Genomic DNA, 25,823 nt, shown 5'->3' with positions numbered 1-25,823 from the left:
GTTTCTCGACGCTTGTGCAATCGCAATGGGTTGGGCCGCGCTCGTCGCGGTTGTCCTTCACCCTGAACTGCAGCTTGCCGCCATTGGGCTCGGCATTGGCATCTTTGCCCTTCGCTCGATGTGGCGGTATTTGCTCGGATCTGGCGAGCGGAATTATCCGCGCCGACTTGCGGCCGAAAGTTCCATTCTCCAGTTTGGCTAGGTGGCGCGCCCCGGAATCTGGCCGTCCGAAGCAGGGAGTTCTAGCTCGCCCATCTGGATCGGATAAGAGTGCGATGTCTTATCCCACACCAATGGTTTGCCGGAAATGCGGTGGCTCGTATAGATGCGAACCGCGCGCCACGTGGCAAAAAAGTTGACGAAATTCCCGACGATGAGCCGCGGCGCCGACATGAATGCGTGGCGCAGATTGTAGATCATGCCGGTGAAGATCATCCGATTTAACAGGCGCCAAACGAGGAATCCGAAGGTCACCCAGAATAGCGTCCTCGCCCAGTCTGAGGACAAGAGCTTGTAAGTGAATTCCATATCGGGGTCGAGGTACCGGCGGAGCGCCTCGAACAGGATCAGATTTGCCATGGCAAAATATGCGAGCATGACAGCTGGACTGGTGATCACGCCTTTTCGGTCGCGCGCCAGAAAGTACTTCGTGCCGAATTTCCCCTTCCAGCCGATTTCCTCGGTTCCCTGGAAGACGATTCCCAGCAACCATCGTGCGCGTTGTCGATAGGCCCCCTCCAGTCCGGAGGGAAAGAATTCACGCGTTGCGATCGGCAGCCCCCGGTAGAGAATGCCGGGATTGCCTGTATCGATATCGATATCGATGGCGTACTTCGCAGGATACGCAATGAAGGCTGACTTGAAGCCAAGCTCGGAAACGCGAAAGGCGATGTCGTAGTCTTCGGTAAAGGATGCGACGCGGAACGCTTCGCCCTGGTTCTGGTCAATGAGGTGAAGCATCGCTTCGCGGCTGAAGCAGGCGGAAACACCAGCACAGGGGATTACGCCGGAGATGCGTTGCCGGACTTCGAGATCCTTGGTGTGCATTTCGGCAAACTCGTCCATGTAGATGCCGCCGATCAAAGACTGAACGGGGCGAGAGAACGAATAGACCGGCAGCTGAACGAAGTCGTAGAGCTCGACGAGCTTGTTGAAGAGTTTCAACTCGAGGGGATGAATGAGATCCTCGGAGTCGTGCATGACGACGCCGGCGAATTGAATCGAGTGTTCCGCCTCGAACATGAAAATGTCCGAGGTAATCTGGTTCAGGCAGTCCGCCTTGCTGGTCGGACCGTCCCGCGGCACCAGAACCATATGAATGTTCGGATACAGGCTCTGTGCCTTTCGTATCTCATCCTGGGTCTGGGGATCGTTGAGATAGACCCCGACGAAATAGTGCGCCAGCCGATAACGAAGAAGCCGGGAGTTCGAAGACAGCATCGAAAAGATCACGTCGTGCTCTTTCCAGCACGGGATCATTATCGCAATGGGGCGTTCCGGTAGTTGCTCGAGAAGTTCGACGTCGGGCAGATCCTTCGTTCTCGTGATGCCGAAGAGCCTGCCGGTCCAATACAGCATGTCCACTACGAGATCGTCGAAGCTGGATATGGCAATGATGATGCCCGCCACGAGCATCATAATCTCGACCGAATAGAGATACCCGGAGAGGAAGGCAGTCAGATTAGTCATCGGTCAGAGTGCATGTTGGAGAGGGGTGATCATCGCTAGTCTCGAGTCTTGACCGGTCGCGAAATGCCGATAGAGCACGTCTACGATTCGGCGACTGGCGTGTCCGTCGCCGTATGGAAACACGGGGCGCGCCATCCTGGCATATTTTGCCGGTTTCTTATGAAGCTCGTAGAGCGACTTGAAGACAGCTTCGCGGGATGTACCCACGAGTTCTACAACGCCGGACGCTACCGCCTCCGGACGCTCGGTGACTTCCCTCAGAACCAGAACTGGCTTGGCGAGTGCCGGGGCCTCTTCCTGCAACCCGCCGCTATCCGTCACCACGCACCAGGCATTCTGAATTGCCGCGACCATGTCCCGGTAGCTGAGTGGTTCTACAAGATGAATTCTGGGGTGACCGGAGAGAACCTCCACGGCCGCCTCGCGGGCATTCGGATTGGGGTGAACGGGGAAATAGACGCCAACATCCGGAGTGAGGTCGACAAATGCTCTCACCGCAGTGAGAGCGTCCCTCAATCTGTTGCCGAAATTCTCTCTACGGTGCGCAGTCAGCAATATCGTTCGCCCCGATTGAAATTCGGGCGGAGGGGGCGGCTTGGTCGCCGCGATCTCCAGCAGCGAGTCAATCACCGTGTTGCCTGACACGAATACTCTGTCTTTCGACACGTTTTCGTTGATCAGGTTCTGAGCTGCAGCTGACGTGGGGGCGAAATGTAGCGCCGTCGAAACGGCGATCGCCCGACGGTGGAATTCTTCAGGGAAGGGGGCGTCGAGCTCGGGCGTCCGCAACCCGGCCTCGATGTGAACGAAAGCGATCTTCCGGTAAAAGGCAGCAACCGAGGCTGCATATGCCGTGGTCGTGTCTCCCTGCGCCACGACGCAGTCCGGCTTTTCGTTTTCGAGGATGCGATCCAGTCTGCCGAGGAGACGGCTGGCGGTCTGTGCCGGGCTATGGGAGGTCCCACGATGTCGGATTGCAATATCGGGCGTAAGGCCGAATTCGGTCAGCGTCTGGTCAAGTAGATCGCTCTGTTGGCCGCTGGTTGCGATCTTGACGTTGGCCCAGCCCGTGCCGCGCAGGCGGCGAATGAGGGGCGCAAGCTTGATGACCTCTGGACGAGTACCGATGACGATGAGAAACGTTTGAACAGGAATAGAACACGTAAACTCATCCCTATGCGGGTGGTGCATGTACGAAGCCCCAAATCGACTCGCCAGTGCGGTCGATGTGCCGCGCAAGGCCGAATTACTTGTCAATATTCAGAGAGCCAATTTAAACGGGGCCCACGCTCCAGACAAATGATGTTTAAGCAATATTGTGGGAAATCCAAAGCATTGGCAATACAGGGTAAATGTTCCCGGCCGAAAACCGGCCTTTGCCCGGCCAGACGAAGCCTCGAGCGGAGGGGGCGAGGGGGAGTGCATCTGGGCGGCGGAGCCAGGCTCTACGAGGTTTCCGGATCGCGCCATACACTGGCCTCGTAGCCATCGATGATCTGGCTCGTGTGGGTGAATTCTTCCAGTTGGCGCAGCGGCTCGATTACTTTTCTGGCGATGAGGACGGTATTGGGCTCGGCATGCTTTTGCATATGGCCGGCTACATCAATGACCCTGTCGGAGATGGTCTCCAGGGGGGTCGCATCGTCAAAATAGACAAGGCCGGCATTGACGCCACATCGCACTGCAAAGTCGGCCTTCGAAATCTTCACGTCGCGGTTAAATACCTTCAGGCTCTTGATGACATCTTTTCCTGCCTGGCAGGCATCCTCGACATGAGCAAAGCAGGCCATGACCCCGTCGGGCGTCCAGGCTGACTTCAATACCCCGCGCGCGCGAAATATCCGCTCCACCAGCTTTCGGTACTCGGCAAAGTCATACTGAACCGACGCTGGATCTTCGCCGGCCTTCATTTGAGTCGATCCAACGACGTCAATCGCAAGAAACGCAACTTCGCGTCCGAACGAATCTAGCTTTTTCTTCGTTTCGGCGAACACGCGCAAAAGATCCTGTCGGTTTACCGCGTTATCGCTCTCCGCGACCCTCAGTGTGGTCTCCAATTGCTTGTCGAGGGCAGAGCCGGGCTTGACACCCTCCTTCTTGCGCCACTCCTGCGCAGACACTCTGAGGAGGCGTCGGTTGAGCGACTTTTGGCTCTCCTGGGCCAGAGATCCAACCACGAAGGTGATCAGGATCGCGAGCCCGATCAGAATCCAGTCTGAGCGATCTGCCCCAGCAATATGAGTGGGAATGTAACGATGGAGAATTGGGGTGGACTTCTTGAGGATGACGTCGCGTGCGTCGAGCAAGGTTGCTGAAAAACTGGCGCTCTTCGGATTGTCAAAAAGCACGAAAAGCTTAGGGGTAAGCAATGCAAGTGCGAGGACGAAAGTCGCAATTCCGAGTAATCGCCTTGCTGTGAAAAGAAAACTCACAATGAACGAATTCGGAGCTTCCCGATAAACCACGAAATCATCTCCAGAACGACCCGACGCAAAACGGGTTCCGCCGGACTATAATCTGTGCGTGACAGCGGGCGCAATTGCTTGCGCGTATTCAAATTTGGACGACGCCCGAATGCTCAATTAAAGTTCGCGGCAAGGTTTTTGGCGGGCAGCGTATCCGGCCACTCAAGCCTGCTTCGACGGCTTGAAATTTATCTTCTCGAAGCCTGGGCGGGCGGGGAGAAAGTCATCAATCCTAGGATGTAGTTGGCGCGGCAGAGGTTAAGGTATTCTTGGCCGGCCTGACCAATCCCTCCCACACGCTTTGTCCCCGCCCAAGCGGCCGAGTTCCAACAGCGCAAGACCGATGGAGGTCGTCGGGATCGGACCAGGGCGTTGAGGTGGACCCTGCAAAATGCGAGCGCACAGGCTCCAAATGCAGCATTGCGGCGCCCTTCTCTTAACTATAGTCCCAACACAAATGCCGGCGCCCATAATCTTATTGCGCCGCAAATTTAATGAGCCTAAGTTTAAAATTGCTAACGAAAAGTTATTGGGACGTTTGTCAAAAGCCGAATTGTGTGATTGGTCCCCCGGGTTAATTTGCCGTTAGAGATTTGGTGACGTTCGATGTCGTTAGGGTCGGATATTCGCGAGAAAACGCGCCAGGTCGACCAGGCGCATGGCCAAAGGGGAACATTTTGGTCATCGGACCTAATTCCCTATGTGCTATCGACCTCGGATGCCCTTGTCATCATTTTGGCGAGTATCGGCGGCGGCATAGCCTATCATTTTGTGGCGGGCAGCCCCGTACCGAGCCTGCTGCCGTGCTGTGCGGTAGGTCTATTGGCTGCCTTCATCTACATCCTGCGCATGAGCGGGATCGGGTACTACGATCTACCGGACAGTGCCAAGCCAGGGGTCGAGATCAAGGAAATCCTTGTCTGCTGGTTCAGCACTGGCATCTTGTTGGCATTCTTTGCATTTCTCCTCAAGATCGGCGGCGATTATTCGCGCGGCGCCTTCTTCGCCTTTTATGTCGTGACCCCGATTGGGCTCTTGGCCGTCCGTAAGGCGACGAAGGCGAACTTGGCTTCCGCTGTTGCCAGAGGCGGGATCAGACGCAGGGATGCGGTCCTTGTCGGAGATCAGAACGAGCTTGTCGCCCTCGCCCCGAGGGATCGCCTCGCGTTGTTTGGGGCAACGGACGTCAAGGAATTTCGACTGGGCAGCGAGGTAGATCCGGAGCAACGCTTGGCTTCCGACGAGAGTGTGTTTGACCAGATCGGGGCGTTCGTTCGTCGCAACAACTGCCGGGAGGTGCTCTTGGTGCTCCCCTGGAACGATGATGCGCGAATTGAATTTGTCCGCGAAAAGGTCAAGAACCTCCCAGTTTCGTCGCGGCTGCTGCCTGATCTGCACGTCCGATCGCTGTCGAACTTCGTGTCATCGGCACGGCAACGGGTGCTCGCGATCGAAATTCAGCGCGCGCCCCTGAGCGCGGTCGAACGGGTTGTCAAGCGTGCCATGGATATTCTGGTCGCTGGACCGGCCTTGGCGGTATTGCTTCCAATTTTTATTCTCACTGCGATTGCGATCAAGCTGGACAGCGAAGGACCAGTTGTTTTCCGCCAGCGTCGAAAAGGCTTCAACGGCAAAGAATTCGTAATGCTGAAATTCCGCACCATGAGGGTGCAGGAGGACGGGCCCGTGGTGGTGCAAGCGACGCGGGAGGATCCGCGCGTGACATCGATCGGGCGCTTCCTGCGTGCGGCCAGCATCGACGAACTGCCGCAATTGCTCAACGTTCTAAGCGGTGAGATGTCGCTGATCGGCCCGCGACCGCACGCCCTTGCCCATGACAGTTATTTCGAGAAGATCCTCGAAGACTACGCGTTCCGGCACCATGTAAAACCTGGACTGACCGGTTGGGCGCAGTGCAATGGCTCCCGAGGCGCCACGCCCACTGTGGAAGCCATCGCTGAGCGCGTGAAACTGGACCTCTGGTACGTCAATAACTGGAGCCTTTGGCTCGACGTCCAGATTTTGATCAAGACCTTTTTTGAGGTCGCGCGAAAGCGAAACGCCTACTAGGGCGGGATTGAAGTGGCGATTGCCCGAATGGGTTGAAGCTAGATCGTACCGACCTCCTGATCAAAAACTCTTAATTCTTAGTTATTTAGTTGGCGATGCGTATGTTGCAGACGGCGCTCTGTGCAACCAAAAATAAATCGCGCTTGGAAAAAACACAAAATGGAACATTATTCAGCATACCGAATCATGATGTGGGCAGGTGGGGCTGCGACGCTGTGACGAACGGATGAAGAAACTCAATCTAGAAAGCATGTCGCTGGATGAGCTCTGGCAACTACACGAGGAGCTCAATCAGCTGTTGTCGGATCGGTTGAACGCCGAGAAGCGAGCCCTTGAGAAGCGGTTGGCGCAGCTCCGCCGTGAGAACGAAGCGGCCAGTGTGCCCGCGGCGCCCGCGGAGCGCCAGCGACGGCCTTATCCTCAGGTTCACCCCAAGTACCGCAATCTGAAAGCGCCTTACGAGACATGGTCGGGTCGGGGAAAGCAGCCGAAATGGCTCACTGCCGCACTGCGGACCGGCCGCTCTATCGACGACTTCCTGATCGCAGGCGGCTAATTGGTCTGGCACTGCCCAGCTATAAGCGGCAGTGCCGGCAAAGCACTGCATTCAAAAACAAGGCGGGAGGCTCTCGTGAGAATTGTCTTGGCCCTGATCGTCGGCCTCACTTTGCCCCAGCTTGCGCAAGCATCGACTGAAAATTTCAGCCGCGCGAAGCTCCGGCTCGCCGACGCAACAAGTCAAGCCTGCATAGCTAATTGCGATAACCAGAACGCGGCATGCAAGCGAGTCTGTCCGACTACGCTTGCGACCCCATGCTTCTCGTCCTGTGACAGCCAGGCGCAGGTCTGCCGTCAGAGCTGCCAGCCCAGGTAAGAGCGGCCAGTATTGGCTGGCTGTCCGGAACAGCGGGGCGCGCGCTACCTGACCGCGGACCTACGCCCCGGCTCCTGGCCGTTCTTTTTAGCCATGCCCTCCGACTAATCGCGCAAAGAGGCCGGAGTGGGAGAGTGATCGGCGCCGGCTCGGCTGGTATTCGGCCGCCCGCGTGTAGCCTGCCCCGCGCGAAGTTCCGTCCCCGGAACGGTCTTTACGATGGGTTAACCATGATGACTTACCCATTCTTAACGCTCGAATTCCCGTGCGTGCGCCTTTTCCTGCTCGGAGCCCTCCTTGCCGTCGTCTCGTGGTCCTCTCACGGGTTCTATGGTTTGCCTGCTTGCAAGCCTTGTCGCCGGCTGCGGTGCCCCGGGACTTGTTAGCCCAACGCTGAACGTTCAACCCAAACTGTCCGGCCAGCCTGTATCCCTGGAGGCGAACGCTCAAGATTTGATGCCGACGGGCGCCATAGCGCTTCCAACACCCTCATCCAAGGCAGTTGCGAGCGTTGAGGGAGGCGACGGTCGAATGATCGGGGCCGCCACGGCGAAGTCGAGCGCCGCGGCCAATGGAAATGTGGTCCTCAATCTTGCCAACGTCCCCCTGCAACAGGCCGCCAAGACGGTTCTGGGCGATCTGATCGGGGTCAATTATGTGGTCGACCCCCGGGTGGACGGGGTCGTTTCTGTCCAGACCAGCAGTCCAGTCTCCAAAGCGGACGCCCTCGAGCTCTTCCAGACTGCGATTGCACCTATCGGCGCAGTGTTGGTGCAGAACCGAGGCATTTATCGGATCGCTCCGGCGGACCAGGCCGCGACGGGAGCGGTAAGCACCGTCCGCGACGCTACGAACAGTTCGGTCACGGGAAGCGGTGTTCGCATCGTGCAGCTCAAATACGTGGCCGCCACCGAAGTGGCGCGTGTGCTTGAGCCGATGGTGCCGAAGGGAGCCATCGTGCAAGCCGACGATGCACGCAACATCATCGCGCTGAAGGGTTCGCAAGCCGAAATCGACAGCATGCTCGACTCGGTTTCGATCTTCGATGTTGATGTCATGAAGGGCATGTCTTTCGCAGTTGTGCCCGTCAAGGCTGCCCAGCCCGAGAAGATGGTCGATGAACTAAAAGCGGTATTCGCTTCCGACAAGGAAGGCCCTCTGAAGGGGAGAGTGCGCTTCATCGCCAATACGAGGCTTGGTGCAATTCTTGTCGTCACGTCCAATCCAAGCTATCTGCCACGCGCGCAATCCTGGATCAGACGCCTCGATGCCCGCGCGGCCGGCACAGAGCCGCAACTGCACGTCTATCAAGTCCAGAACCGAACGGCGGCCGAACTTGCCGGTATCCTACAGTCCATGTTTGCGCAAGAGATGAAGGTCGTGCGCTCGACGAGCCGGAATGTCTCGCCAAAGACGAAGCAAGTCTCCTTCGGAAGCGAGTCGACGAAATCTCCGACAAACGGCTTTGGCGCTACGGACCCCGGCATCCAGGCCGGGTTGGGGAAGACTGCAGATCCGCTGGGTGCACCACGTTCTCCAAACAATGATCTCGACGGCACGGCGGCGGATATGGTCGACAGCAGCAATGCATCGAACCCCGGTGCTGAGCCGATGATGAAGATCGTTGCCGATGACACCAAGAACTCATTGTTGATTATGGCAAACGATCGCGATTACCAGCGCGTGCTGCGTGTCGTGCAGGGTCTCGACGTAGTCGCCAGCCAGGTTTTGATTGAGGCCGTGATCGCCGAGGTATCTCTCAACGACAATCTCCAGTTCGGACTGCAGTGGCAGTTTGCCAAGAACGGCACCCCGACTGCCACATTCTCCAACGCTCTGACGGGAGGCGTGGCAGCCGCGTTCCCCGGATTCAACTATGCCGTCAACACTGCAAACATCGCTGCGACCCTCAGCGCGCTGAACGCTCTGACGCACGTCAACATTATCTCGACGCCGTCACTGATGGTGCTCGACAACAAGACGGCGCGCCTTCAGATTGGCGACCAGGTTCCGATTACGACGCAGACTGCGACGAGCACTGTCACCGCCCAGACGGCAATCGTGAACTCCATCACGATGCAAGATACGGGCGTGATTCTCTCGGTGACCCCGCGCATCAACGAGAGTGGACGCGTGCAGCTCGATATCGAGCAGGAAGTCAGCAGTGTCGTAAAGACTACAACCTCGAACATCGATTCTCCCACCATTCAGCAGCGAAAGGTCAAGACGACGGTTGTTGTGAGTGATGGTGAGGTCCTGGCACTTGGCGGAATGATCCAGGACAGCGCCAACAAGAGCAGCAACCAGTTACCTATCCTCGGAGACATTCCCGGCATCGGAGCGGTGTTCGCGAACAGGAAGGATTCGGTTCAGAAGACCGAGCTCGTCATCCTGATTACGCCGAAGGTGGTTCGGGATGGCACGGAAAGCAGGCTGATCACTGAAGAGTATCGGCGCAAGATGAACGTCTATATGCCGCACACTTCGACACGTCAGCGGACGCCATTCAATACCGCTCAGCGCCTGGTGACGCCGTGATGCGACGTGTTTTCACAGCCTCCTGGTTGGGTAGCATTTGTGCGTTGCCGCTTCTGTTGGCTGGTTGCGTGACGGAGCAGCCATACGTGATCGATCCGCCGCCACCCTATATGCTTCTGCCCGTCGACGAATCCATGTCCTGCAATGCGATTGCCGCGTCGTTCCGCTTTTCGGTCAAGCGCGCCGCTCGCCTCGAATATTGGCTCGCGGCCGGATCCTTGGCAGGCTACGATTCCGATCGATTTCCGCTCGATGCGCCTAAGCAGTTAATGGACGAACGTCGACGACTGGATGCTCTGACGGATCTTCAGCGTACGAAGGGATGTACAGTGCTCGAGCCGGGTCCGGCCGTCGTCGAGGAAAGGGAGCGATTGGAAGAGTCGGCGAGAAATTCGAGGCCTCAGACCGTTCTTCGATCAAAGGGGTGATAGGCCTCCCACCCGGCCCTATAGCTTGAAGCAAGCCTGTGCCGGGTCGCCGGTCGGGGGTGAGTTTGCGGAACTGCCAACGATGTCGCCACGACGCCACTCGCGGATAGTATAGGGTAGTCCGGAGGATGCTCCAAATGACACGAGAGCTTCCCGAATATATCGTGAGCCGTCGGTCGCGCGGACGTCGGCCCGGATAGTGAAGTGCCCCGGCAGGGTCGGACGCCTGCGCTCTCCTCGGCCCGGATCGAGGCCCATCAGCAGACGCAAGGTCGGCGTCATTGCCTCCGGTGCGGGCTCGACCCGACCTGAGAGTGTGGTCGTGTAGCGGATTGCGGAGCGCAGCAACGCAGGCGATATCCCCTCGACCTGGTCCAGCTCCAGGATAGTCGAAAAGCCGGAAATCTTGATTTCGTTCGCCGCATTCGTTGGTGCCGTCTGATTACTGTTCTCTCGGCGCTGCAGCGGCTTTCGGAAATTGACGACGTTCTGCGCGATCTTGCTTCCGAGCGGCTTGTCTTGTGCGAGCCCGGCGAAGAAGCGCTCAAGAGTGGCAAGATTTGCGGCGTTGATGTCAATCTTGCCGACCTCCTCCTCAACGACGATTTCTGCCTGTTCGCCTCCAGGCATTCGGCAGCGCTTTGGAAAGCTCGTATTCTGCGTTGGCGAGAGGATGGTTGCGATAGCCAAATTGACCGCGCTTTCCGCAGCGGCAGCCGATGAAAGCACCAAGCCGTCCGCCAGCGCGGATCTGGCGCGATAGCGAGCGCCCACGATCACGGCTGCGCCGAGCAACGTGAGCAGGCCAAGTCCCCAGATCACTGTAATCAATGCGAAGCCGCGCCGACCATGGGAGCCGAGTAGAGGCCTATCCGAGTTACTGCGAGCTCCCATGCGGCGGCGTGCAGGCGCAATCGACATGGATCGTGCTTGCAAGGGTTGGCCTCATTCGCCGTATCGTTTGCCAGTTGGTAAACGAAAATGGCAAATAAATTATGAAAAGCCTTAATTAATAAAATCGTCCTAGTATGACGGTCCTCATTCGATGTCAGGACCTTCGAAAGCCGATGCTCGCCAATGCACAGACGTTGACACGCGAGGAACCGCCGACGGCGGCCATGGCCAAGGTCGTGACGCCGAAGGAGGAGGGGTTTGCCGATGCGTTCTCCGGGCTTCTGGTGAGCGAAGGCCTCGTCGATCTTGGAGCGGTTGCCAGGGCCAGGCGTGCCTCGGAAGCCGCCGGCGAGCGCCTGGACACCGTCATGGTGAAGCTGGGGCTGCTTTCGGAAGCGGATCTTTGCGGCGCCTATGCCGCTTATTGTGGGCTCAAGGTCATACGGCCGTCCGACGTTCCGCCGCAGCCCGTGTTGGCTGATCGGCTGAAGCTACCCTTCCTTAAAGCCAGTCGTACACTGCCGATATCGACGTCCGACAGATCTCTGCTGCTTGCAACCGTGGATCCTTTCGACGAGGAGGCGCACAAGGCGATCGGCTATATGCTTGGCTGGCCTGTCGAGCTCGCGGTGATTGCCCCTGCCGACATCGAGCGTGCCTTTCGCAAGCTTTACCAGGATACGGGTCATCATGCTGGCGGTGACGATCAGGGCGCGATTGCAGTTGGTGTGGCCGATGGAAATGAAATCGACGTCGAGCGCCTGCGCGATATCGCCAATGAAGCGCCGATCATACGCTTGGTGAACCAGATCATCGCGGGTGCGGTCGAGCGTGGCGCGTCTGACGTTCACATAGAGCCGGGGCGCGACACAGTTCTGGTCCGATTCAGGCTTGATGGATTTCTACAGCAGGAGCGCGTCGTGCCCTCGACGCTCAAGGCTGCGCTGACGACGCGCATCAAGATCATGGCCAAGCTGGATATAGCCGAGCGTCGCCTGCCGCAAGACGGGCGCATCAAGACGGCCGTCCGCGGGACCGAAATAGATGTGCGCGTGTCGACGCTGCCGACCGCATTCGGCGAGAGCCTTGTCCTGAGAATTCTCGATCGCTCCAGGGTCGAACTCGATTTTTTCAAAGCTCGGTCTCGATCGAGAAATCCAGGCTGGACTGCGTCGGTTGATGTCGTTGCCGAGCGGCATCATTCTGGTTACCGGCCCAACGGGAAGTGGCAAGACAACGACACTATACACCGCGCTGAAGGAGCTTAACCGCCCTGAACTGAAGCTCTTTACCGTTGAAGATCCAATCGAATACCAGCTCGGTGGCATCAACCAGATCCAGGTGCAGCCACAGATTGGTTTGGACTTCCCAGCGGCGCTTCGTTCGATCCTGCGTCAGGATCCGGACATCATCATGGTCGGTGAGATTCGCGATCTGGAGACGGCGCGCATCGCTGTTCAGGCCTCGCTAACGGGGCATCTGGTCTTCTCGACGCTCCACACCAACAGCGCCGTCGCCGCAATCACACGCCTGATTGACATTGGTATCGAGCGTTACCTGCTTGCCTCGACGCTTACTGGTGTGATGGCCCAGCGTCTTGTGCGTAGACTATGTCCGCACTGCGCGCGTCCGGCTGCCTATCGCGCCGAGGCGACGTCGCGACTGCGATGGCCCGTTCCAGACGGCCTTGCGATCGATTGGTCGGGGGCTCGAGAGGCGGCTGGTTGCGACGCCTGTCATGGCACCGGTTATCTCGGACGGACCAGTATTGCCGAACTTCTCGTCATCGATGACGACATGCGGGAGGTAGTTGGCAGGCGAAGTGACGACCAGCGGACCATGATCTCGCTCGCGCGAGATGCGGGCTTCCACACTCTCTATGAGGCCGGCCTCATCAAAGTCTCGATGGGTGAGACGACGATTGAGGAGGTGCTCAGAGTCGCGCGATCGAGCTAAGGGAGCATCGTGTGTCCACGTTCCAGTATCGCGCTTATACCAAGCAAGGCGTCGTGACTTCGGGCACGATCGTTGCCGAAGAGCTCGATGGGGCAATTGAGGCACTCTATGGCTCCGGCCTTACGCCGGTGGAGACCGTACTCTGCTCCGAGAGCAACGCGCTGTCGGTCGCGCGCCCGGCCGAGCGGAGCGTGCGTGGCTTACGTTGGTCGGGGTCAGCGCGCGTCGGGCTGAAGGAGCTGTCTGCGTTTACGACCGAACTTGCCTCGCTCGTCAGCTCTGGCGTTCCCGTCGACGCGTCGTTTCGAGTGCTCGCCGGCGCCGGCGCGTCACCCAGGCGGATCGCTCTTGCGAATGGACTGCTCAAGGATATTCTGGCCGGCCTGCAGCTCTCTGAGGCCATGGCCCGGAGACCCAACATCTTCCCGGCCGATTACGTTGCGATCCTAGCCGGCGGGGAAGCTGGAGGCCAGACCGCGCAGGCGCTTATTCAGATTGGGGAGATGCTGGCCCGGCGGGTCGAGATCAGAAACAAAATTCGTGGATCTCTCGTCTATCCCGCCATTCTACTGATGATGTCGTTGATGTCGATTGGCGTCATCGTCTTCGTGCTCATCCCAAATCTTACGCCGATTTTTTCCGATGCAGGCCTGCCTCTACCCGGCATTCTGGCGGCGCTTGCTGATCTGCCGGATAGCTGGCCCAGGATGCTGCTTTGGAGCGTCATCGTACTGGTCGTTGGTGTGATTGCCTATCGCAGGATAGCGAGCGACGAAGCAACGATGAAGAAGCTCGATCATCTCAAATGTCGCCTACCCGTCATTGGGGCTCTCGTTCAGCGCCGCGAGGCGAGCCAGTTTGCTCGCTCGGCAGGAAGCCTTGTCGAGGCCAGAGTACCGCTCATGGTCGCGCTGCAAACGGCTCGCTCTTTGGTGGGGAATCGATATTTGAGGTCTCGCTACAGCGAGGCAATCAGCCGGGTGCCAGAGGGCAGGGCGCTGAGCCAAGTGCTCGAAGGCATGAGCTTGCTTCCGCCGGCGATGATACGACTTATTGCGGTGGGCGAGGAGACCGGACAGCTTGCAAAGATGCTGGTTCGGGTCGCCTCTAATCTGGAAAACGAGGTTCAGGGCAGGATCGAGCAGCTCGTCGGGCTTCTCACCCCACTTCTTACGGTCGGGATCGGGGGACTTGTTGGCGCCTTGATTCTTCAGGTGATGAGCGCGGTCCTGTCCATCAACAATTTGGCCTATCAATGAGACGGCGCGCTTCCAAGTCGGCGGGCTTCTCGTTGATCGAAACACTCGTCGTGCTTTCGATCATGGCGCTGGTCTCGGCGGCTGTCCTGGCAGCCAAGCCAAGAACGGCGGCCGCGCGGGTCAATGCCGAGGCAAGATCGATTGCAGCAAGTCTCCAGCTGGCGCGCAGTCGCGCTCGCGCTCGCAATGCTGAAATTGTGGTCGGCGTGGATACGCAGAACGGGCGCTTTGGCGTCGCCAACGCGATGCGTGAATTGCCGGATGGCATGGAGGTATCCCTGACTGTTGCGGCAGCTGAGCGGCGCGGCGAAGTTGGCGGCGTACGGTTCTACCCGGATGGTCGCTCTAGCGGTGGAGAAATCCTGCTCACTTATCGCGGTCGCAAGGAGCGTATCGTGGTCAATTGGTTCACTGGCGAACCGAGGATAGAGTGATGCCGGCTAGCGATTTGCCGAACAGATCGTCTGCTCGCGGTAGCCGCGTTGTGGCTCAGCGCGGCTTCACCTTGATCGAAGTGCTTATCGCCTTTGTGGTGCTTGCCGTCGGTCTCGGCACCTTGGCGGTGGGAATTGCGACGGCTTTGCGTGCCGACGCCAAGGTGCACAACAAGCACGCTCTCGACCATATTGCCGAATCCAGGCTCGAAGCAGCTGGCCGGGGCGGCCCGTTGAAGACCGGCAGTCGCGAGGGACGTATCGGGCGATACCGATGGCGGGAGACAGTGACGTCCGTCGAACTCGGAAAGAGCAGGCCGCAGGATGGAGCGGCTCCGCAAGGTGCATCGCTCGTGCCGTCGTGGGTAGAGGTCGTCGTGCAGGACGATGCGGGGTTGGAGACGAGGCTGGCCGCTCTCAAGCTCGTCCGAGGAGCCGCGCAGTGACCAAACATCGGCCGCGTCGCAGGCTTCGCAGACCCTCTGGTCGCAAGTGCGAGCACGGGCTCACCTTGATCGAGCTTCTGGTTTCGCTGGCCATTTTGACAATTCTGACAAGCTTTATCGTTGGGGGACTGTCTACCGCTATTCGCGCATTTGACGCGGATCGGCGAAACAGTCGAGAAATGGAGACCAACGCTGCCGTGGAGAGCCTCCGCGGCTTCATCGCTTCTGCCATGCCCGTGACCAGTGCACAGCAGGCCGGGGGGCTTCTGTTTGAAGGACAACGTGAAGAATTGCGCTTTGTGGCGCTCAGCGAAGGTCGCACATTGCAAGGCGGCCTGCAGGATGTCCGCATTCGTCGTCGGAATGATGACTTGATTGTCGAGGTCTTTGGATCGTTGAAAGAGGTTGGCGGCCGGAAATCGCCGGCTTCTTCGACCGCCGTGCTGAGAGGCTTGCGTGACGTTCGCTTCCGATACTTTGGGGTCTCCGGCGCGAAGGGTGAACAGATATGGCGCAACGACTGGATCAAGTCGGAGCGGCTACCGACCTTGGTCGAGGTGAGCTTCAATTTCGAGGATGCGGGGCGGAATGGTCCGGCGATGACCGTGGCGCTTCGTAACGAAGGATCGTCCGGAGGCTCGTGAGCCGCAGCCCGCGTTACGTCCCTTAAACAATTAGTAAATATGATTGCTGGATCGATGTTCGGATTTGCAGGGAAAACAGGCCGATGACCGACGTCTCGGTGACAAGGTTTCAGAGCCCGCGCGCGCTCGCGCAAGCGTGGCGACAATTCTCTCGTTGGTGGGTGAACGAACTGCGTGAGTGTTCGCCGAAAGCTTGGCGTCATGTACTGCAGGCTCGAAGCGAAACACGCCTCTTCATCTGGAACGACAACGATACCGTGGTTTGTCATCTGACGGCTCCCTCAGGCGTGCAGGAGCGCCGCTTTGAGGCGGGTCGTGTTGGCCTGACGCAGATTGCTGATTGGTTCGCGCAGACGGGTTGCGAGCGTGATGCCGTGCGGATCGGTGTTGCATTGGAGGCAGATCTCTTTCTTCAGCGCGAGTTCAAGCTGCCTCGATCGGAATTGGATGCGCTAAAGCGAATTCTCGCGCAGGAGGTCGTTCACCGCACTCCATTCCAGCTTTCCGATATTTGGCATGGCGTGACGCCGCTAGGACCACCGTCGAATGGGGAGGTGGTGGACTTTCGGCACTGGATCATCCCGAAGGATCGGGCCGAGACGGAAATCGCCCGGTTGGGCTTGCAGACGTCAGAAATCGACTTCATTGCGGCAAAGCCGACGACTGGTGCGCCAATCGTTGTTGTTCCGCTTGGCGAAAGCCAGCACGATGAGCCCCCCTGGGTCTTGCGCACGACCCGCATCCTTGCAGTCGCTCTATTAACCGCCACCATCATGGGGCTGCTTGGGTTCGAGTGGTGGCAGTCAAGTCGAGCGGCCGGACTTGAGGACGAGCTCTACGAAGCAAAGCAGGGCGTTCAAATCGGGCGGCAGGGAGCAGGATCTGCCCTTCGTCTCGCCGCGCTCAAGGCCGGGCCAGGCAGCCTCGCGGTTTGGGATGAGCTGTCTCGGGTCATTCCGGACCACACGTTCTTGACGGAAGTTCGGATCGCCGCGGGGACTGTCACTATGTCCGGGTTGTCGACCGATGCCGCCCGACTCGTGCGGGTTCTGGACGGCTCCCGCCTCTTTACCGGTGCTACTCTTGTCGGGCCGATCACACCCGACGCCAACGAGCGAAGAGACCGGTTCCGCATCAGCCTGAAGCTTCGGAAGGCAAGCGTGGGCGGTCATGTTGCGAAATTGGCGGGAAGGCCGCAATCATGAGTGGCCATGGACTTCTCAGACGGAGACTGATTTTCCTTGGGCTGAACGGCGCAATCGCACTTGCGGTCTGCTTTGCGGTCCTGGAGCCAGTCATCTCTCATTTCGGCGAGCGCAACGACGACATATTGGATAACGCAGCGCAATTGGCGCAGATCCGGCATGTAGCGGAGGAGGCGGCCAAACCGGCCAAGGCGTCCACGCCGGACGTTGATCCCTATCTGCCAGGGACCGAGGAACGGGTCGCGAGCGCTGACCTTCAAGCGAACCTCCAGGCCTTGGCGAGCGCCAAGGGGGTGGCAGTCCAGGCCGTCCGCGGGCTGCCGGGCAGGCAGGCGGCGCAATGGCGAGCGGTTCCGGTTGGGCTGGAGGTAGAAGGTACAGCCGGTGCCGTTCGGGAGCTGGTAGCTGCGATCGAAACGCAGACGCCGTTCCTGTTCATCACGGATCTGTCACTGCGAACGCTCTCAGACGGGGACGATGGGCGCATGCGGGTGAGCTTGACGGTAGAGGGAGCGCTGCGCGGCCCGACTGTCCCGTCCGCCGGGCCGTTGTTGAGCGAGAACCGGCCCGGTGGCGATGCGAGGGCAACCAACCGATGACTGAGCTGGCATCCCAAAACGGTCGGCGGCAGCTTTGGCGGGCGATCTCGACGTCACGCCTCGAGCTTATGTTCGCGAGCCTTCATCAGGTTCTGCGCGCCCATATTCCAAACCGTCGAGAGCTGAACTCTGTGGCGCCGCTCAGGCGGGGATTGTTGCTCGGCCTTGCCGCACTGACTGGGCTGGCCGTCGCCGCGCCGATCATAGCCATCATCTCGCTGGAGGTTGCGATTGCGAGCCAGTCCTCATTGGGAAGTAGTGGTGGCCGAATTCCAGCCGGTCGAGAGAACCGTGCCAGCGGGTCTTACGAGAACATTTTACAGCGGCCGCTCTTTTCACGAAACCGCCAGGTCCTGACAATCGCGGCGCCTCCTGTAATCGTCGATGCGCCCGCGCCGCCAGCCAGAGCGATGCTCGACCCCAGCGTCGCGCTTAGAGGCGTTTTCATGAATGGCGAGCGAGCCAAGGCGTTCTTCACCTCATCGGACAATCCCGTGGGAGTTTGGGTCGCGGTGAACGAGCAATGGTCGGGCTGGCGGCTCTCCGAGGTCAAGCCGGGCGAGGTGGTGCTCGAGGCCGACGGCGAGCGACAGACATTACAGCTCAATGTCCTGACGAAATGATCGCGGAACTGCACAAGACGGCGATACGGACTGGCCGCTACCTGACGCGCTCCCTGGTCCGTCGCGATCCCTATCGAGACCAGGTTCTCGTCGTCTGGCTCCTGGTGGTCGGCTTGTGCTGGATTGTTCTGAGCGGCCCGACAGGCCAGAAGTGGATCACCTATCTTGTGCTGAGCGTTGGCCTCGTCACTCTGCTGGTGGCCATCTGTGCGATTGATGCCCGTTTTGGCATCATCCCTGACACGCTGGTCGGAGCGATGGCCATCTGCGGCATAGCGGCAGTGTGGCTTCTGGATCCGAACGAGATAATGTTTCGCCTCGCGGAGGTCGTCATCGTGGCGATTGCGATCGCAGCTTTTCGCTCGATTTATCGTTGGGGGCGTGGCTATGATGGCCTTGGCTTTGGTGATGTAAAATTCCTTGCTGCCGCGACATTCTGGATCGGCCTTCGCTCGCTACCAGCCTTGCTTTTGATCGCCGTTATCTCGGCTCTCGCCAGCGCGTTATTGCTCAAGTCAGAGCGCTATGAGGTCGATGGCAGGCACGCAATTCCGTTTGGGCCTCATCTCGCCGTCGGGCTTTGGCTGGCGTGGGTGTTCGATCCGATGGGCTTCCTGCTGGAGTAGGTACGCAATCTCTTTGTTGCGCATTCGAGCTTCACGCTTCTTTCCTGGTAGATCGGACGAATTGAACGAGCCTGACCACGGCAATGCCCGCGCAGCCCGCCACGATCTTCTCGGATGCGTCGAACAAGGTGCCATGCCGGTCGGGGGTGAGCGTCTGAAGAAACTCGAAGACGATGGCGCTTCCAATTACGATCAGGCAGACCATGAGTGTGTGTCGAGGATAGGCCAGCGCGAAGAGGCTACCCAGCGCTAGGAAAGCGATTGCGTGCTCCAAATGTGCCCATGTCCCGATGTCCACTCCAAACAGGAATGGTTTGATCTTGCCGTAGACCAGGTAGATGAATTGCACCTTGGTCAGCGTAGCATAGCCAATCAGGCAAATCATACCCCAGGCGGCAATTGTAAGCGTTGTTGTGACAATCGACTTGTTCATGCCTCGCTTATGCAGGGCAAAGCGCTAAGCGTCCATATCTTTTGCGGCCAGCCCAACCTCGTTCCCTGTCGGGTAGCCGAATAACTTGCTGTCGCGCTCGTTTCTTAACCACCATCTCGCTCGAAAGCTTAACCACGTCTGTTGCGAGCAGTACTTGCCTCGGTCGAGAGTAGGATAGAATGATCTTCGACGCGGGAGCGAAGGGGAGCGAACGAGCGAGTATATCCATGAAAGTCTCGACACTTACAGTAACCACTGTCGCGATCCTGGTGTCACTCGGACCTTCCATGGTTGAGGCGGGCGACAGGACGGGGCTCTATCGCAAGCCTCATTGGCGTAGTGCGTACGGATACAATGCGCGCTTCGCGCGGATCGGGCCTCCCGTTGTGACCGTCGTGACGCCAGATCTCTCTTACCCCGTCGCGGGCTACACATATAACAGGCTCGATGACGGGTATGATTATCCCTTCGGTTATGGCGAATACGCGATCTATGGAAAATGGGCGTTCGATGCCTATGGCCGCCCCGACGTGGTGCGTTGCCGACTGGTGTGGTTCGACGGCCCGCGCGTGCGCAGTCTCAATCGCTGCAATTGATTGGATCGGAGTGCTGAGGGAGCGATCAGTGCGATCAATGAGTGATCGCGAAATGTGACCGAGAACAATGCGAGCGATCTGTATCGGTCAAACGGTGCGTGAACGCAAAGTTCGCTTGACGTGAACAGGCACCCGGTTGGTACCGTTTCGCTTGGGCTTCTTCGTCGCCAAGGTCGAGCTTTCCTTCCGCACGGCTTCGCGAAGCGCGAGAACTTCTGCATAGCGCAGGCACAGCGATTTTTCGATCGGGTCGAGCGTAACGTTCTTGGAAACAATGATGCGCTGCAAGTTGAGTTCTCCCGCAACCATTTCGACTAATTTCTGATTTCGCGATCTATGACGTGGATTATATGGACCGCTCGATTTTGAGACAAATGAACTCGCCGGTTAAGCTTGACGACTAATCCGGCCCTTCTACGAATACCCTTTACTTGCCGGAAAGCTTAACGGGTGCCTTTCGCGCGGCCGGGCATTCTTGCCGGTTTACTATCCCCCTATTCAGACTGGCTCGAAGTTCTCGGTTCCGTTAACCCGGTAAACACGAGGCGCGCTGAGGATACCCCGAAATGCAAGGGTACTTGTTTGGGGGCATCATGACCGTCGACACGAGTAAGTCTTCAGCGTCTCAGCGCTTCAAAAAGCCTGGTCATAGCAAGCGACGGCCCGGGGAGGCCGGCTACACGCTGCTCGAGTTGCTCGTCGTGATGGGCATTCTCGCGGCGTTGACGGCTATGGCGACGCCGCAGGTGATGGGCTATTTCGGAAAGGCCAAGACCCAATCTGTCCAGCTTCAGATCGAGAACATCAACACCGCACTCGAGATGTACTACGTGGAGAACGGTTCTTATCCGAGTGCGAGCGCCGGGCTGAAGGCTCTCGTCGAAGCAACGCCCGAAGCGCCTCGCTGGAACGGTCCTTATTTGAAGAATGCCAGGACTCTGCTCGATCCGTGGGGACGGCCCTATCAGTATTCCGTTACGGACCAGGGCGAATACAATGTCTACTCGCTGGGGCCGAGCGGGAAGGGTATGAAAAAGCCTACGTCTGCAGCGAGCGCAAATCGGTCTTGGGCTGACAATGGGTAAGACTGACGGGCTTGGTTGAAGCATCTTCGTTCCCGGAACGAGAGCTCACGGGAACGTCTCAGATAGTGGTCGCTCAACACGCAATTGCAATTCGCGGAGTGCCGAGAAATATCTCCGGAACCAGTGGGCTGGAATTCTTTGTCAGGGGAGCGACAGTTGCGCGGATCATCGACCGCTGTCGACGTGGTCTACGTTCGCTGGGAAGAAGCTGGTAAGACGGGCGTGACCGCAGTGGTTGCAGCGCAACCTTGATTGTTCGCCATCTGGATGTCTCGAATATCCCGTCGCGGCTGGGGCAATTAGAGCTCCCGGGGATCAAGATTGACCGGTTCATATAGCCCCTCTTCATGAGCCAGACTGAATTGACGGCTGCGGCAAAGCCGCTACACTCTGCTTTTTATGCGTGAGATACCCCCGATGTCCTTTTTGCGTTCTGGTGGTGTGCGCCTCAAGCCTAAACTGACCCTCAGGTCCCTCTCGGAGCTTTCGAGACTTCGGGCGCCGGCAAGCGAAGAGAAAGTGGCTAACGGGAACGCGCCCGATCGTGCTGTCCTCGCCCAGAAAATTGTCTGTGCGATGAGATGGGGTGACGACAACGACGCATGGCATAGGCGCGACTGACCTACGCTCGCTTTCCAGCGGTCGACGCTGCAGTTCGCAGTCGCGAACAGCTTGCGCGATCTATATCGAATGTCTTGTTGGATCACTGCCCAGCAAGCGGCAGCCATGGTGTGCGCCTCGTGTGAGTTGCGCCAGGGAGCGTTTTTTTGACGCGACTGCCGTTCCGAGAGCCATCCAGCGTCTTCCCGCGGATGCTGTTTTTGAGCAAGTCTGCTGAAGCGGACGAACCGGAGCCTTATGCTGCCGAGCCTCTCAAGTCCTATTCCGATGCGCTTTCCAGGGGGGCGGCGCTGCTGCGTGTGTCGCCAACATTGTTTGTACCTCAAGTGGACCGCGTGGATGTACCCACCGTGAGTAACCAGCTGGAGCTCGGTCACCACGATGTCGTTTCCCGTACGCAGGGCGGTATCTTCATAAGCCAATCATTTGGGGCGCGTCAGGTCGTCGCGCCGCTGAGCTTCGATGGCGTCCGCCCGAGCTTGCTCCGCTTCGACTTCCTGCCTCAGCTTGAGCACTTCGTCCCGAATACGGCTGAGCGTTACGGATGATGACTGACCGTCTGAAGGCGTGGATCTCTTCTTGCCCATAAGTAGAGCAATAGCGCGGCCCTCGGCCCGCGCAACGGGACTTGGGATTTAACCTAACTGGTCAACCTTACTGCGTGGCTGAGCGAAGGGCGGCAGGTCCCACGAAGGCAGGAGACGATATCTTGGTTCGCGAGGGACCGATCAGTTCCAATGGGCTTCTGCAACGCGCCGGCTAAACCCCAAGTCCCTCCAGCTCGACTCAGGTCAAGGCAGTCGTCTCGGCCGATTTGACGATGTTTGGGGACCCAAATCATTAACCCTATCGCGGGCAGCTGTTACCTCGCTGCGATGCAAAATTTGCATCTTCTTCCGAGGCATTGATCACATCGATCGAGGAAGCGCCTCCCTGCGTCTTAAGGATTTAGGGCAGGCCCGCAGTGGCTCTTTGACAAACTTAAAAATTGAACAGACGTTTCAACGCGCTTTCAGCAGATCTGGCTTAAAGTTGAGCAGCTTAGCAACGGAGAGATCGAGATGCATTATCCACCCGATCATGGCTTGCCACTTATTCAATTGAAGGAACGCCGACGAGAACTGGTCGTCGCGCTGAGGAATCGCATGGGCCCGATTGGAGACGATGAACTGAAGCAGATTGCCGTCCTCCAACAGACTATTTCCGCGTTCGAAGATGTCATTGCAGACTTGGACTGCGAGCAAAACGAAGCAACCAACGATAACTCTGATCAAGCAGTTCGTTCATTCCCGGCGTTCGGACGACGAAGCATCGCTCACTCGCCGGCGTAGGTAACATATTGAAAGGTCAAAACTGGAGCGTCGTCCTGTTGATCAAACGAAGCACCTGCAGATATTCGACGCCGCTCGACATGGCAAAAGATCTCTTCCGAAATGGGCAAGCTCAAATGCGGAAAATTATGCAGCGATTCCGGGAAACAGGAATCGGGAACTTTGGGTTAAACCCTGCTGGCTACCCTCTGTAACTGCTCCTGCCTGGCAGGGTTGACAAATTGTTGCACCCGTTAATAATCTTCGATTTAAAATCGGTTTTATCAGGATTATTAATGGGGAGCTTAAAATGCGTTCGATGCTTTGCGCCGCCGCCGCAATAGTCCTAGGCCCTTCGATCGTATGGGCCGATACGATAGTACAAAACACCAACACGCCAGGGTTTGCCGGCACTTTCAATTACATCGGGTACAATTCATCAAACGTGGCGTTCGGACAGCCAGTTGCCTCGGAGTTTTTGGCGTTCGGTGGACGCTTCCATCCGGCCTCAAATTCCAACGAGCAGGCCTTTGCTTCGCAAACAACCGTCACGGCCACGCAAGACGGTCAAACGTTTAACGTCCCATACTACAATGCCATCCCGGACCCGAACCTCTTCTTCAGAACAATTGCGTACAATCCGAATCTAACCGGGTCTTGGCAGCTCACTGTCAGCAATCCAAACTACAACACGGTTGTATTCAATACCTCAGCTATTCCTTCCAATCTTCCTGCACCACCCTTCATCACAGGATTGACGGTAAGCGGAACATCACAAACTGTGACCACTCCAACAGTCTCATGGAATGTACCGGCTTACACAGCCCCTAACGGCTATAGCCAAGCAACAAGGGTTTTCATCTTCGATTTAAGTCAGAGTACAAAGCAGGAAATTTACAGGATCGACTTGGCTCCCGGGCAGACTAGCTTCACCGTACCTACTAGCATAGCGGGTTACGGGGCACTGTTGGCCTCCGGCCATTACGGCGTTGTTGTACGAAATGATTACCGCACCCAAAGCAACGCCACGAACGGGGCAAGTTCCCAAAGCTATTTCGATTTTCACCCCAACGCTATCTCGCAATTCAACGGCCCGGTGGTCGTACCCGTCTCATCGGTCAATTCAGTCGGTCAGACCGTCTACAGCTTCAACATCGATGTTAGTCATGGACAGTCTGTTAACTTGGATCCGGCCGCCGCGCTTGGTTACATTTTTTCAACGGGCGCAGGTGACCCCAATTTTGCGAGCGTTACGCTTCCCAATCTAGGGCTTGCTCATCCCTATGAACTCTATATCTGGAACGGCACATCATTCGTCTTTGCTCAACAACTTGCTGCAAACACGCTGTTTGACTTCGGTCTAGGCGGAGTAAGCCGGTTCGAGGTACTTGGAATCGACGCAAGCCTCGGCCTCGATCCAAACAATTCCACGGCCTTCGTCACCCAGGTTACCTTCACCGGCGATGGTACATTCACCGGAACGATGACAGCGATCACCGCCGTTCCAGAACCTGCGACATGGGCGATGCTTATTCTGGGCTTTGCTGGCATGGGTTTCATGACCTATCGCCGCCGCAACAACGGGACACTTAGCGCAGCCTAATCTCCGCACTTGTCAGCAGCGTTACGGAGACCGCCCTTTGGGCGGTCTTTTGTTTGCGAGACAGATTGACTCAACGTATCCGTCCGGTGAAGCTTTCAATTACCCACAAGTGCCTGATTCAATTGCGGGAGGAGCCGATCGAAGAATCTTGAATCGGATGAATCGCTTGTGATTCATTGTTGAGCACCTGAATCGCGAGGGTGAGGTGCCACCATGTGTTCGAGCGGTACGACATCTCGTCGGTCGGCGGGGCCGGATGGTCCCCAGGATGATCCTGATGAAAGCGCCGTCGAACACTGGACTGAGCGCGAGATCGACAAGACGGCATTCAAAGACGCCCGGCTTGGTCAACGATTTGGCGAGCTGTTGAGGCAAATCGGTGATGGCATGGGCGGGAGCATACCGTTCGCGTGCCAGGACTGGGCGAGCACGAAGGCGGCCTACCGCTTCTTCGCCAACGAACGCGTGGAGGAGACCGACATTCTCAGTGGCCACTTCGCCGCCACGCGCACGCGTTACGATGATTGCACAGGCCCAATTCTCCTCATCCAGGACACGACGGAATTCTCCTATCAACGCGCGAACACGAGCGCCATCGGCCTGACCAAAAGCGTCAATAGCGGCCGTGACAAAGGCGGCCGTTGGCGCCATCACACGGTCTGCGGAATGCTGATGCATTCCAGCCTCGCAGTGACCGTCGAGGGCCTACCGCTGGGATTGGCGGCGGTGAAATTCTGGACACGGAAAAAGTTCAAAGGCACGGCCCAGCTCAAGAAGAAGATCAACCCGACCCGCGTTCCCATCGAGAAGAAGGAGAGCGTTCGTTGGCTGGACAATCTCAGGCAATCGATCGAACGGCTCGGGCAGCCGGAGCGTTGCATTCATATCGGCGACCGCGAAAGCGACATCTACGAATTGTATTGCCTGACGCAAGACCTTGGCGCTCACTTCCTTGTCCGCGCCTGCGTCGACCGGCTGGCAGGTGATGGCGGCCATACGATTGCGACCGAGATGGCAGAGACCAACGTCAAGGGCCTGCATTACATCGACATGCGGGACGACAAAGGCGAGATGACGAAAGTCGCACTGGAGATCAAGTTCAAGCGGATCGCAGTGTTGCCTCCGATCGGAAAGCAGAACCGTTATCCCGCCCTCGACCTGACGATAATCCACGCCACCGAGCGTGGTGCGCCAAAGGGCCGTAAACCGATTGAGTGGAAGCTCATCACGGACCTACCCGTCCGCGGACGCTCCGAGGCAATTGAGAAGATCAGCTGGTACGCCATGCGGTGGAAAATTGAGGTGTTCCACAAGATCCTGAAATGTAAGCGCTGTTCAGCGGCCACCTACCGGATGATGGGGCGATCTGCGAGTCTGCGGTTTGTTTGAACCGTTAGGCTTAGAATGGACACAGTGCATAGTGCT

25 protein-coding genes and 1 pseudogene are annotated in these 25,823 nt (G+C 57.9%); 19 read left to right on the top strand and 7 right to left on the bottom strand.

Annotated elements, in window-relative coordinates:
• Window positions 1-198: 198 nt before the first annotated feature.
• The 3 genes from AC630_RS13140 to AC630_RS13130 form a co-directional block, all read right to left on the bottom strand.
• Window positions 199-1,689 carry a glycosyl transferase family protein gene (locus AC630_RS13140; RefSeq protein ID WP_074118947.1) on the bottom strand — a complete coding sequence of 497 codons (1,491 nt, stop codon included), beginning with the start codon at window positions 1,687-1,689 and terminating at the stop codon, window positions 199-201.
• Window positions 1,690-1,692: 3 nt separating this feature from the next.
• Window positions 1,693-2,880 carry a non-hydrolyzing UDP-N-acetylglucosamine 2-epimerase gene (gene wecB, locus AC630_RS13135; RefSeq protein WP_074118946.1) on the bottom strand — a complete coding sequence of 396 codons (1,188 nt, stop codon included), beginning with the start codon at window positions 2,878-2,880 and terminating at the stop codon, window positions 1,693-1,695.
• A gap of 254 nt (window positions 2,881-3,134) precedes the next feature.
• A complete protein-coding gene (locus tag AC630_RS13130; RefSeq protein WP_143198016.1) occupies window positions 3,135-4,154 on the bottom strand; it encodes an adenylate/guanylate cyclase domain-containing protein in 1,020 nt (339 codons plus the stop codon).
• Between the two features lie 606 nt (window positions 4,155-4,760).
• Here AC630_RS13130 and AC630_RS13125 point away from each other — a divergent pair.
• From AC630_RS13125 to AC630_RS13105, 4 genes are all read left to right on the top strand, one after another.
• A complete protein-coding gene (locus AC630_RS13125) occupies window positions 4,761-6,224 on the top strand; it encodes an undecaprenyl-phosphate glucose phosphotransferase (protein ID WP_083636243.1) in 1,464 nt (487 codons plus the stop codon).
• Window positions 6,225-6,450: 226 nt separating this feature from the next.
• Entirely contained in the window at window positions 6,451-6,780 is a 330-nt protein-coding gene (locus AC630_RS13120) for an H-NS histone family protein (RefSeq protein WP_074118944.1), read from the top strand.
• Between the two features lie 849 nt (window positions 6,781-7,629).
• On the top strand, window positions 7,630-9,636 hold the full coding sequence (gene gspD / locus AC630_RS13110) for a type II secretion system secretin GspD (protein ID WP_167561200.1): 2,007 nt from the start codon (window positions 7,630-7,632) through the stop codon (window positions 9,634-9,636).
• Window positions 9,637-9,722: 86 nt separating this feature from the next.
• Window positions 9,723-10,064, top strand: coding sequence for a hypothetical protein (locus AC630_RS13105; RefSeq protein ID WP_143198014.1), 342 nt, complete (start codon window positions 9,723-9,725; stop codon window positions 10,062-10,064).
• An 18-nt stretch (window positions 10,065-10,082) separates the two neighbouring features.
• Here AC630_RS13105 and AC630_RS13100 read toward each other — a convergent pair whose 3' ends face one another.
• Window positions 10,083-10,985, bottom strand: a complete 903-nt coding sequence (locus AC630_RS13100; protein WP_167561199.1) for a helix-hairpin-helix domain-containing protein — start codon at window positions 10,983-10,985, stop codon at window positions 10,083-10,085.
• 146 nt (window positions 10,986-11,131) lie between these two features.
• On the opposite strand from AC630_RS13100, the gene AC630_RS43765 reads away from it, so the two are divergent.
• From AC630_RS43765 to AC630_RS42850, 10 genes are all read left to right on the top strand, one after another.
• On the top strand, window positions 11,132-12,226 hold the full coding sequence (locus AC630_RS43765) for a GspE/PulE family protein (RefSeq protein WP_167561198.1): 1,095 nt from the start codon (window positions 11,132-11,134) through the stop codon (window positions 12,224-12,226).
• Entirely contained in the window at window positions 12,138-12,914 is a 777-nt protein-coding gene (locus AC630_RS43760; protein WP_245330370.1) for a GspE/PulE family protein, read from the top strand. Before AC630_RS43765 ends, AC630_RS43760 begins: the two co-directional genes overlap by 89 nt.
• Before the next feature lie 11 nt (window positions 12,915-12,925).
• A complete protein-coding gene (locus AC630_RS13090) occupies window positions 12,926-14,173 on the top strand; it encodes a type II secretion system F family protein (RefSeq protein WP_074118939.1) in 1,248 nt (415 codons plus the stop codon).
• Entirely contained in the window at window positions 14,170-14,607 is a 438-nt protein-coding gene (locus AC630_RS13085) for a GspH/FimT family pseudopilin (RefSeq protein ID WP_074118938.1), read from the top strand. Before AC630_RS13090 ends, AC630_RS13085 begins: the two co-directional genes overlap by 4 nt.
• The gene (locus AC630_RS13080; protein WP_083636242.1) at window positions 14,607-15,053 is read left to right on the top strand and encodes a type IV pilus modification PilV family protein; all 447 of its coding nucleotides are present in this window, start codon (window positions 14,607-14,609) and stop codon (window positions 15,051-15,053) included. Before AC630_RS13085 ends, AC630_RS13080 begins: the two co-directional genes overlap by 1 nt.
• Window positions 14,969-15,697 carry a type II secretion system protein GspJ gene (locus AC630_RS13075; RefSeq protein WP_283808420.1) on the top strand — a complete coding sequence of 243 codons (729 nt, stop codon included), beginning with the start codon at window positions 14,969-14,971 and terminating at the stop codon, window positions 15,695-15,697. Before AC630_RS13080 ends, AC630_RS13075 begins: the two co-directional genes overlap by 85 nt.
• Window positions 15,698-15,780: 83 nt before the next feature.
• The gene (locus tag AC630_RS13070; protein ID WP_074118935.1) at window positions 15,781-16,902 is read left to right on the top strand and encodes a PilN domain-containing protein; all 1,122 of its coding nucleotides are present in this window, start codon (window positions 15,781-15,783) and stop codon (window positions 16,900-16,902) included.
• Window positions 16,899-17,501, top strand: coding sequence for a type II secretion system protein GspM (gspM, locus tag AC630_RS13065; RefSeq protein ID WP_074118934.1), 603 nt, complete (start codon window positions 16,899-16,901; stop codon window positions 17,499-17,501). The genes AC630_RS13070 and gspM overlap by 4 nt, the downstream gene beginning before the upstream one ends.
• Complete coding sequence (locus tag AC630_RS43755) at window positions 17,498-18,124, top strand: hypothetical protein (protein WP_143198010.1); 627 nt, start codon at window positions 17,498-17,500, stop codon at window positions 18,122-18,124. Before gspM ends, AC630_RS43755 begins: the two co-directional genes overlap by 4 nt.
• Window positions 18,121-18,750, top strand: a complete 630-nt coding sequence (locus AC630_RS42850; RefSeq protein ID WP_167561194.1) for a prepilin peptidase — start codon at window positions 18,121-18,123, stop codon at window positions 18,748-18,750. Before AC630_RS43755 ends, AC630_RS42850 begins: the two co-directional genes overlap by 4 nt.
• 31 nt (window positions 18,751-18,781) lie before the next feature.
• On the opposite strand, the gene AC630_RS13050 is transcribed toward AC630_RS42850, so the two are convergent.
• Entirely contained in the window at window positions 18,782-19,183 is a 402-nt protein-coding gene (locus AC630_RS13050) for a VanZ family protein (RefSeq protein ID WP_074118932.1), read from the bottom strand.
• A gap of 227 nt (window positions 19,184-19,410) precedes the next feature.
• Here AC630_RS13050 and AC630_RS13045 point away from each other — a divergent pair, with 227 nt between their 5' ends.
• Window positions 19,411-19,779, top strand: a complete 369-nt coding sequence (locus tag AC630_RS13045; protein ID WP_143198009.1) for a hypothetical protein — start codon at window positions 19,411-19,413, stop codon at window positions 19,777-19,779.
• An 87-nt stretch (window positions 19,780-19,866) separates the two neighbouring features.
• Here the strand turns inward: AC630_RS13045 and AC630_RS13040 are convergent, their stop codons facing one another.
• Complete coding sequence (locus AC630_RS13040) at window positions 19,867-20,067, bottom strand: hypothetical protein (RefSeq protein ID WP_143198008.1); 201 nt, start codon at window positions 20,065-20,067, stop codon at window positions 19,867-19,869.
• 305 nt (window positions 20,068-20,372) lie between these two features.
• On the opposite strand from AC630_RS13040, the gene gspG reads away from it, so the two are divergent.
• Window positions 20,373-20,864, top strand: a complete 492-nt coding sequence (gene gspG, locus AC630_RS13035; RefSeq protein ID WP_074119020.1) for a type II secretion system major pseudopilin GspG — start codon at window positions 20,373-20,375, stop codon at window positions 20,862-20,864.
• Between the two features lie 767 nt (window positions 20,865-21,631).
• Window positions 21,632-22,033, top strand: coding sequence for a hypothetical protein (locus AC630_RS13030; protein ID WP_143198007.1), 402 nt, complete (start codon window positions 21,632-21,634; stop codon window positions 22,031-22,033).
• A 453-nt stretch (window positions 22,034-22,486) separates the two neighbouring features.
• On the opposite strand, the gene AC630_RS45395 is transcribed toward AC630_RS13030, so the two are convergent.
• Window positions 22,487-22,678 carry a hypothetical protein gene (locus AC630_RS45395; RefSeq protein WP_167561193.1) on the bottom strand — a complete coding sequence of 64 codons (192 nt, stop codon included), beginning with the start codon at window positions 22,676-22,678 and terminating at the stop codon, window positions 22,487-22,489.
• A gap of 1,606 nt (window positions 22,679-24,284) precedes the next feature.
• Between AC630_RS45395 and AC630_RS48295 the strand changes: the two are divergent.
• Together AC630_RS48295 and AC630_RS13015 are read left to right on the top strand one after the other, a co-directional pair.
• Window positions 24,285-24,398, top strand: a pseudogene (locus AC630_RS48295) (PEPxxWA-CTERM sorting domain-containing protein); the annotation flags it as partial.
• Window positions 24,399-24,611: 213 nt separating this feature from the next.
• A complete protein-coding gene (locus AC630_RS13015; RefSeq protein ID WP_245330367.1) occupies window positions 24,612-25,787 on the top strand; it encodes an IS4 family transposase in 1,176 nt (391 codons plus the stop codon).
• The last annotated feature ends 36 nt before the right edge of the window (window positions 25,788-25,823 follow it).

Source organism: Bradyrhizobium sp. AS23.2 (assembly GCF_001908185.1).
Classification (GTDB): Bacteria; Pseudomonadota; Alphaproteobacteria; order Rhizobiales; family Xanthobacteraceae; genus Bradyrhizobium.
Note: the sequence above shows the minus strand (reverse complement) of the source record. Positions and strands in the feature narration are given on the sequence as shown.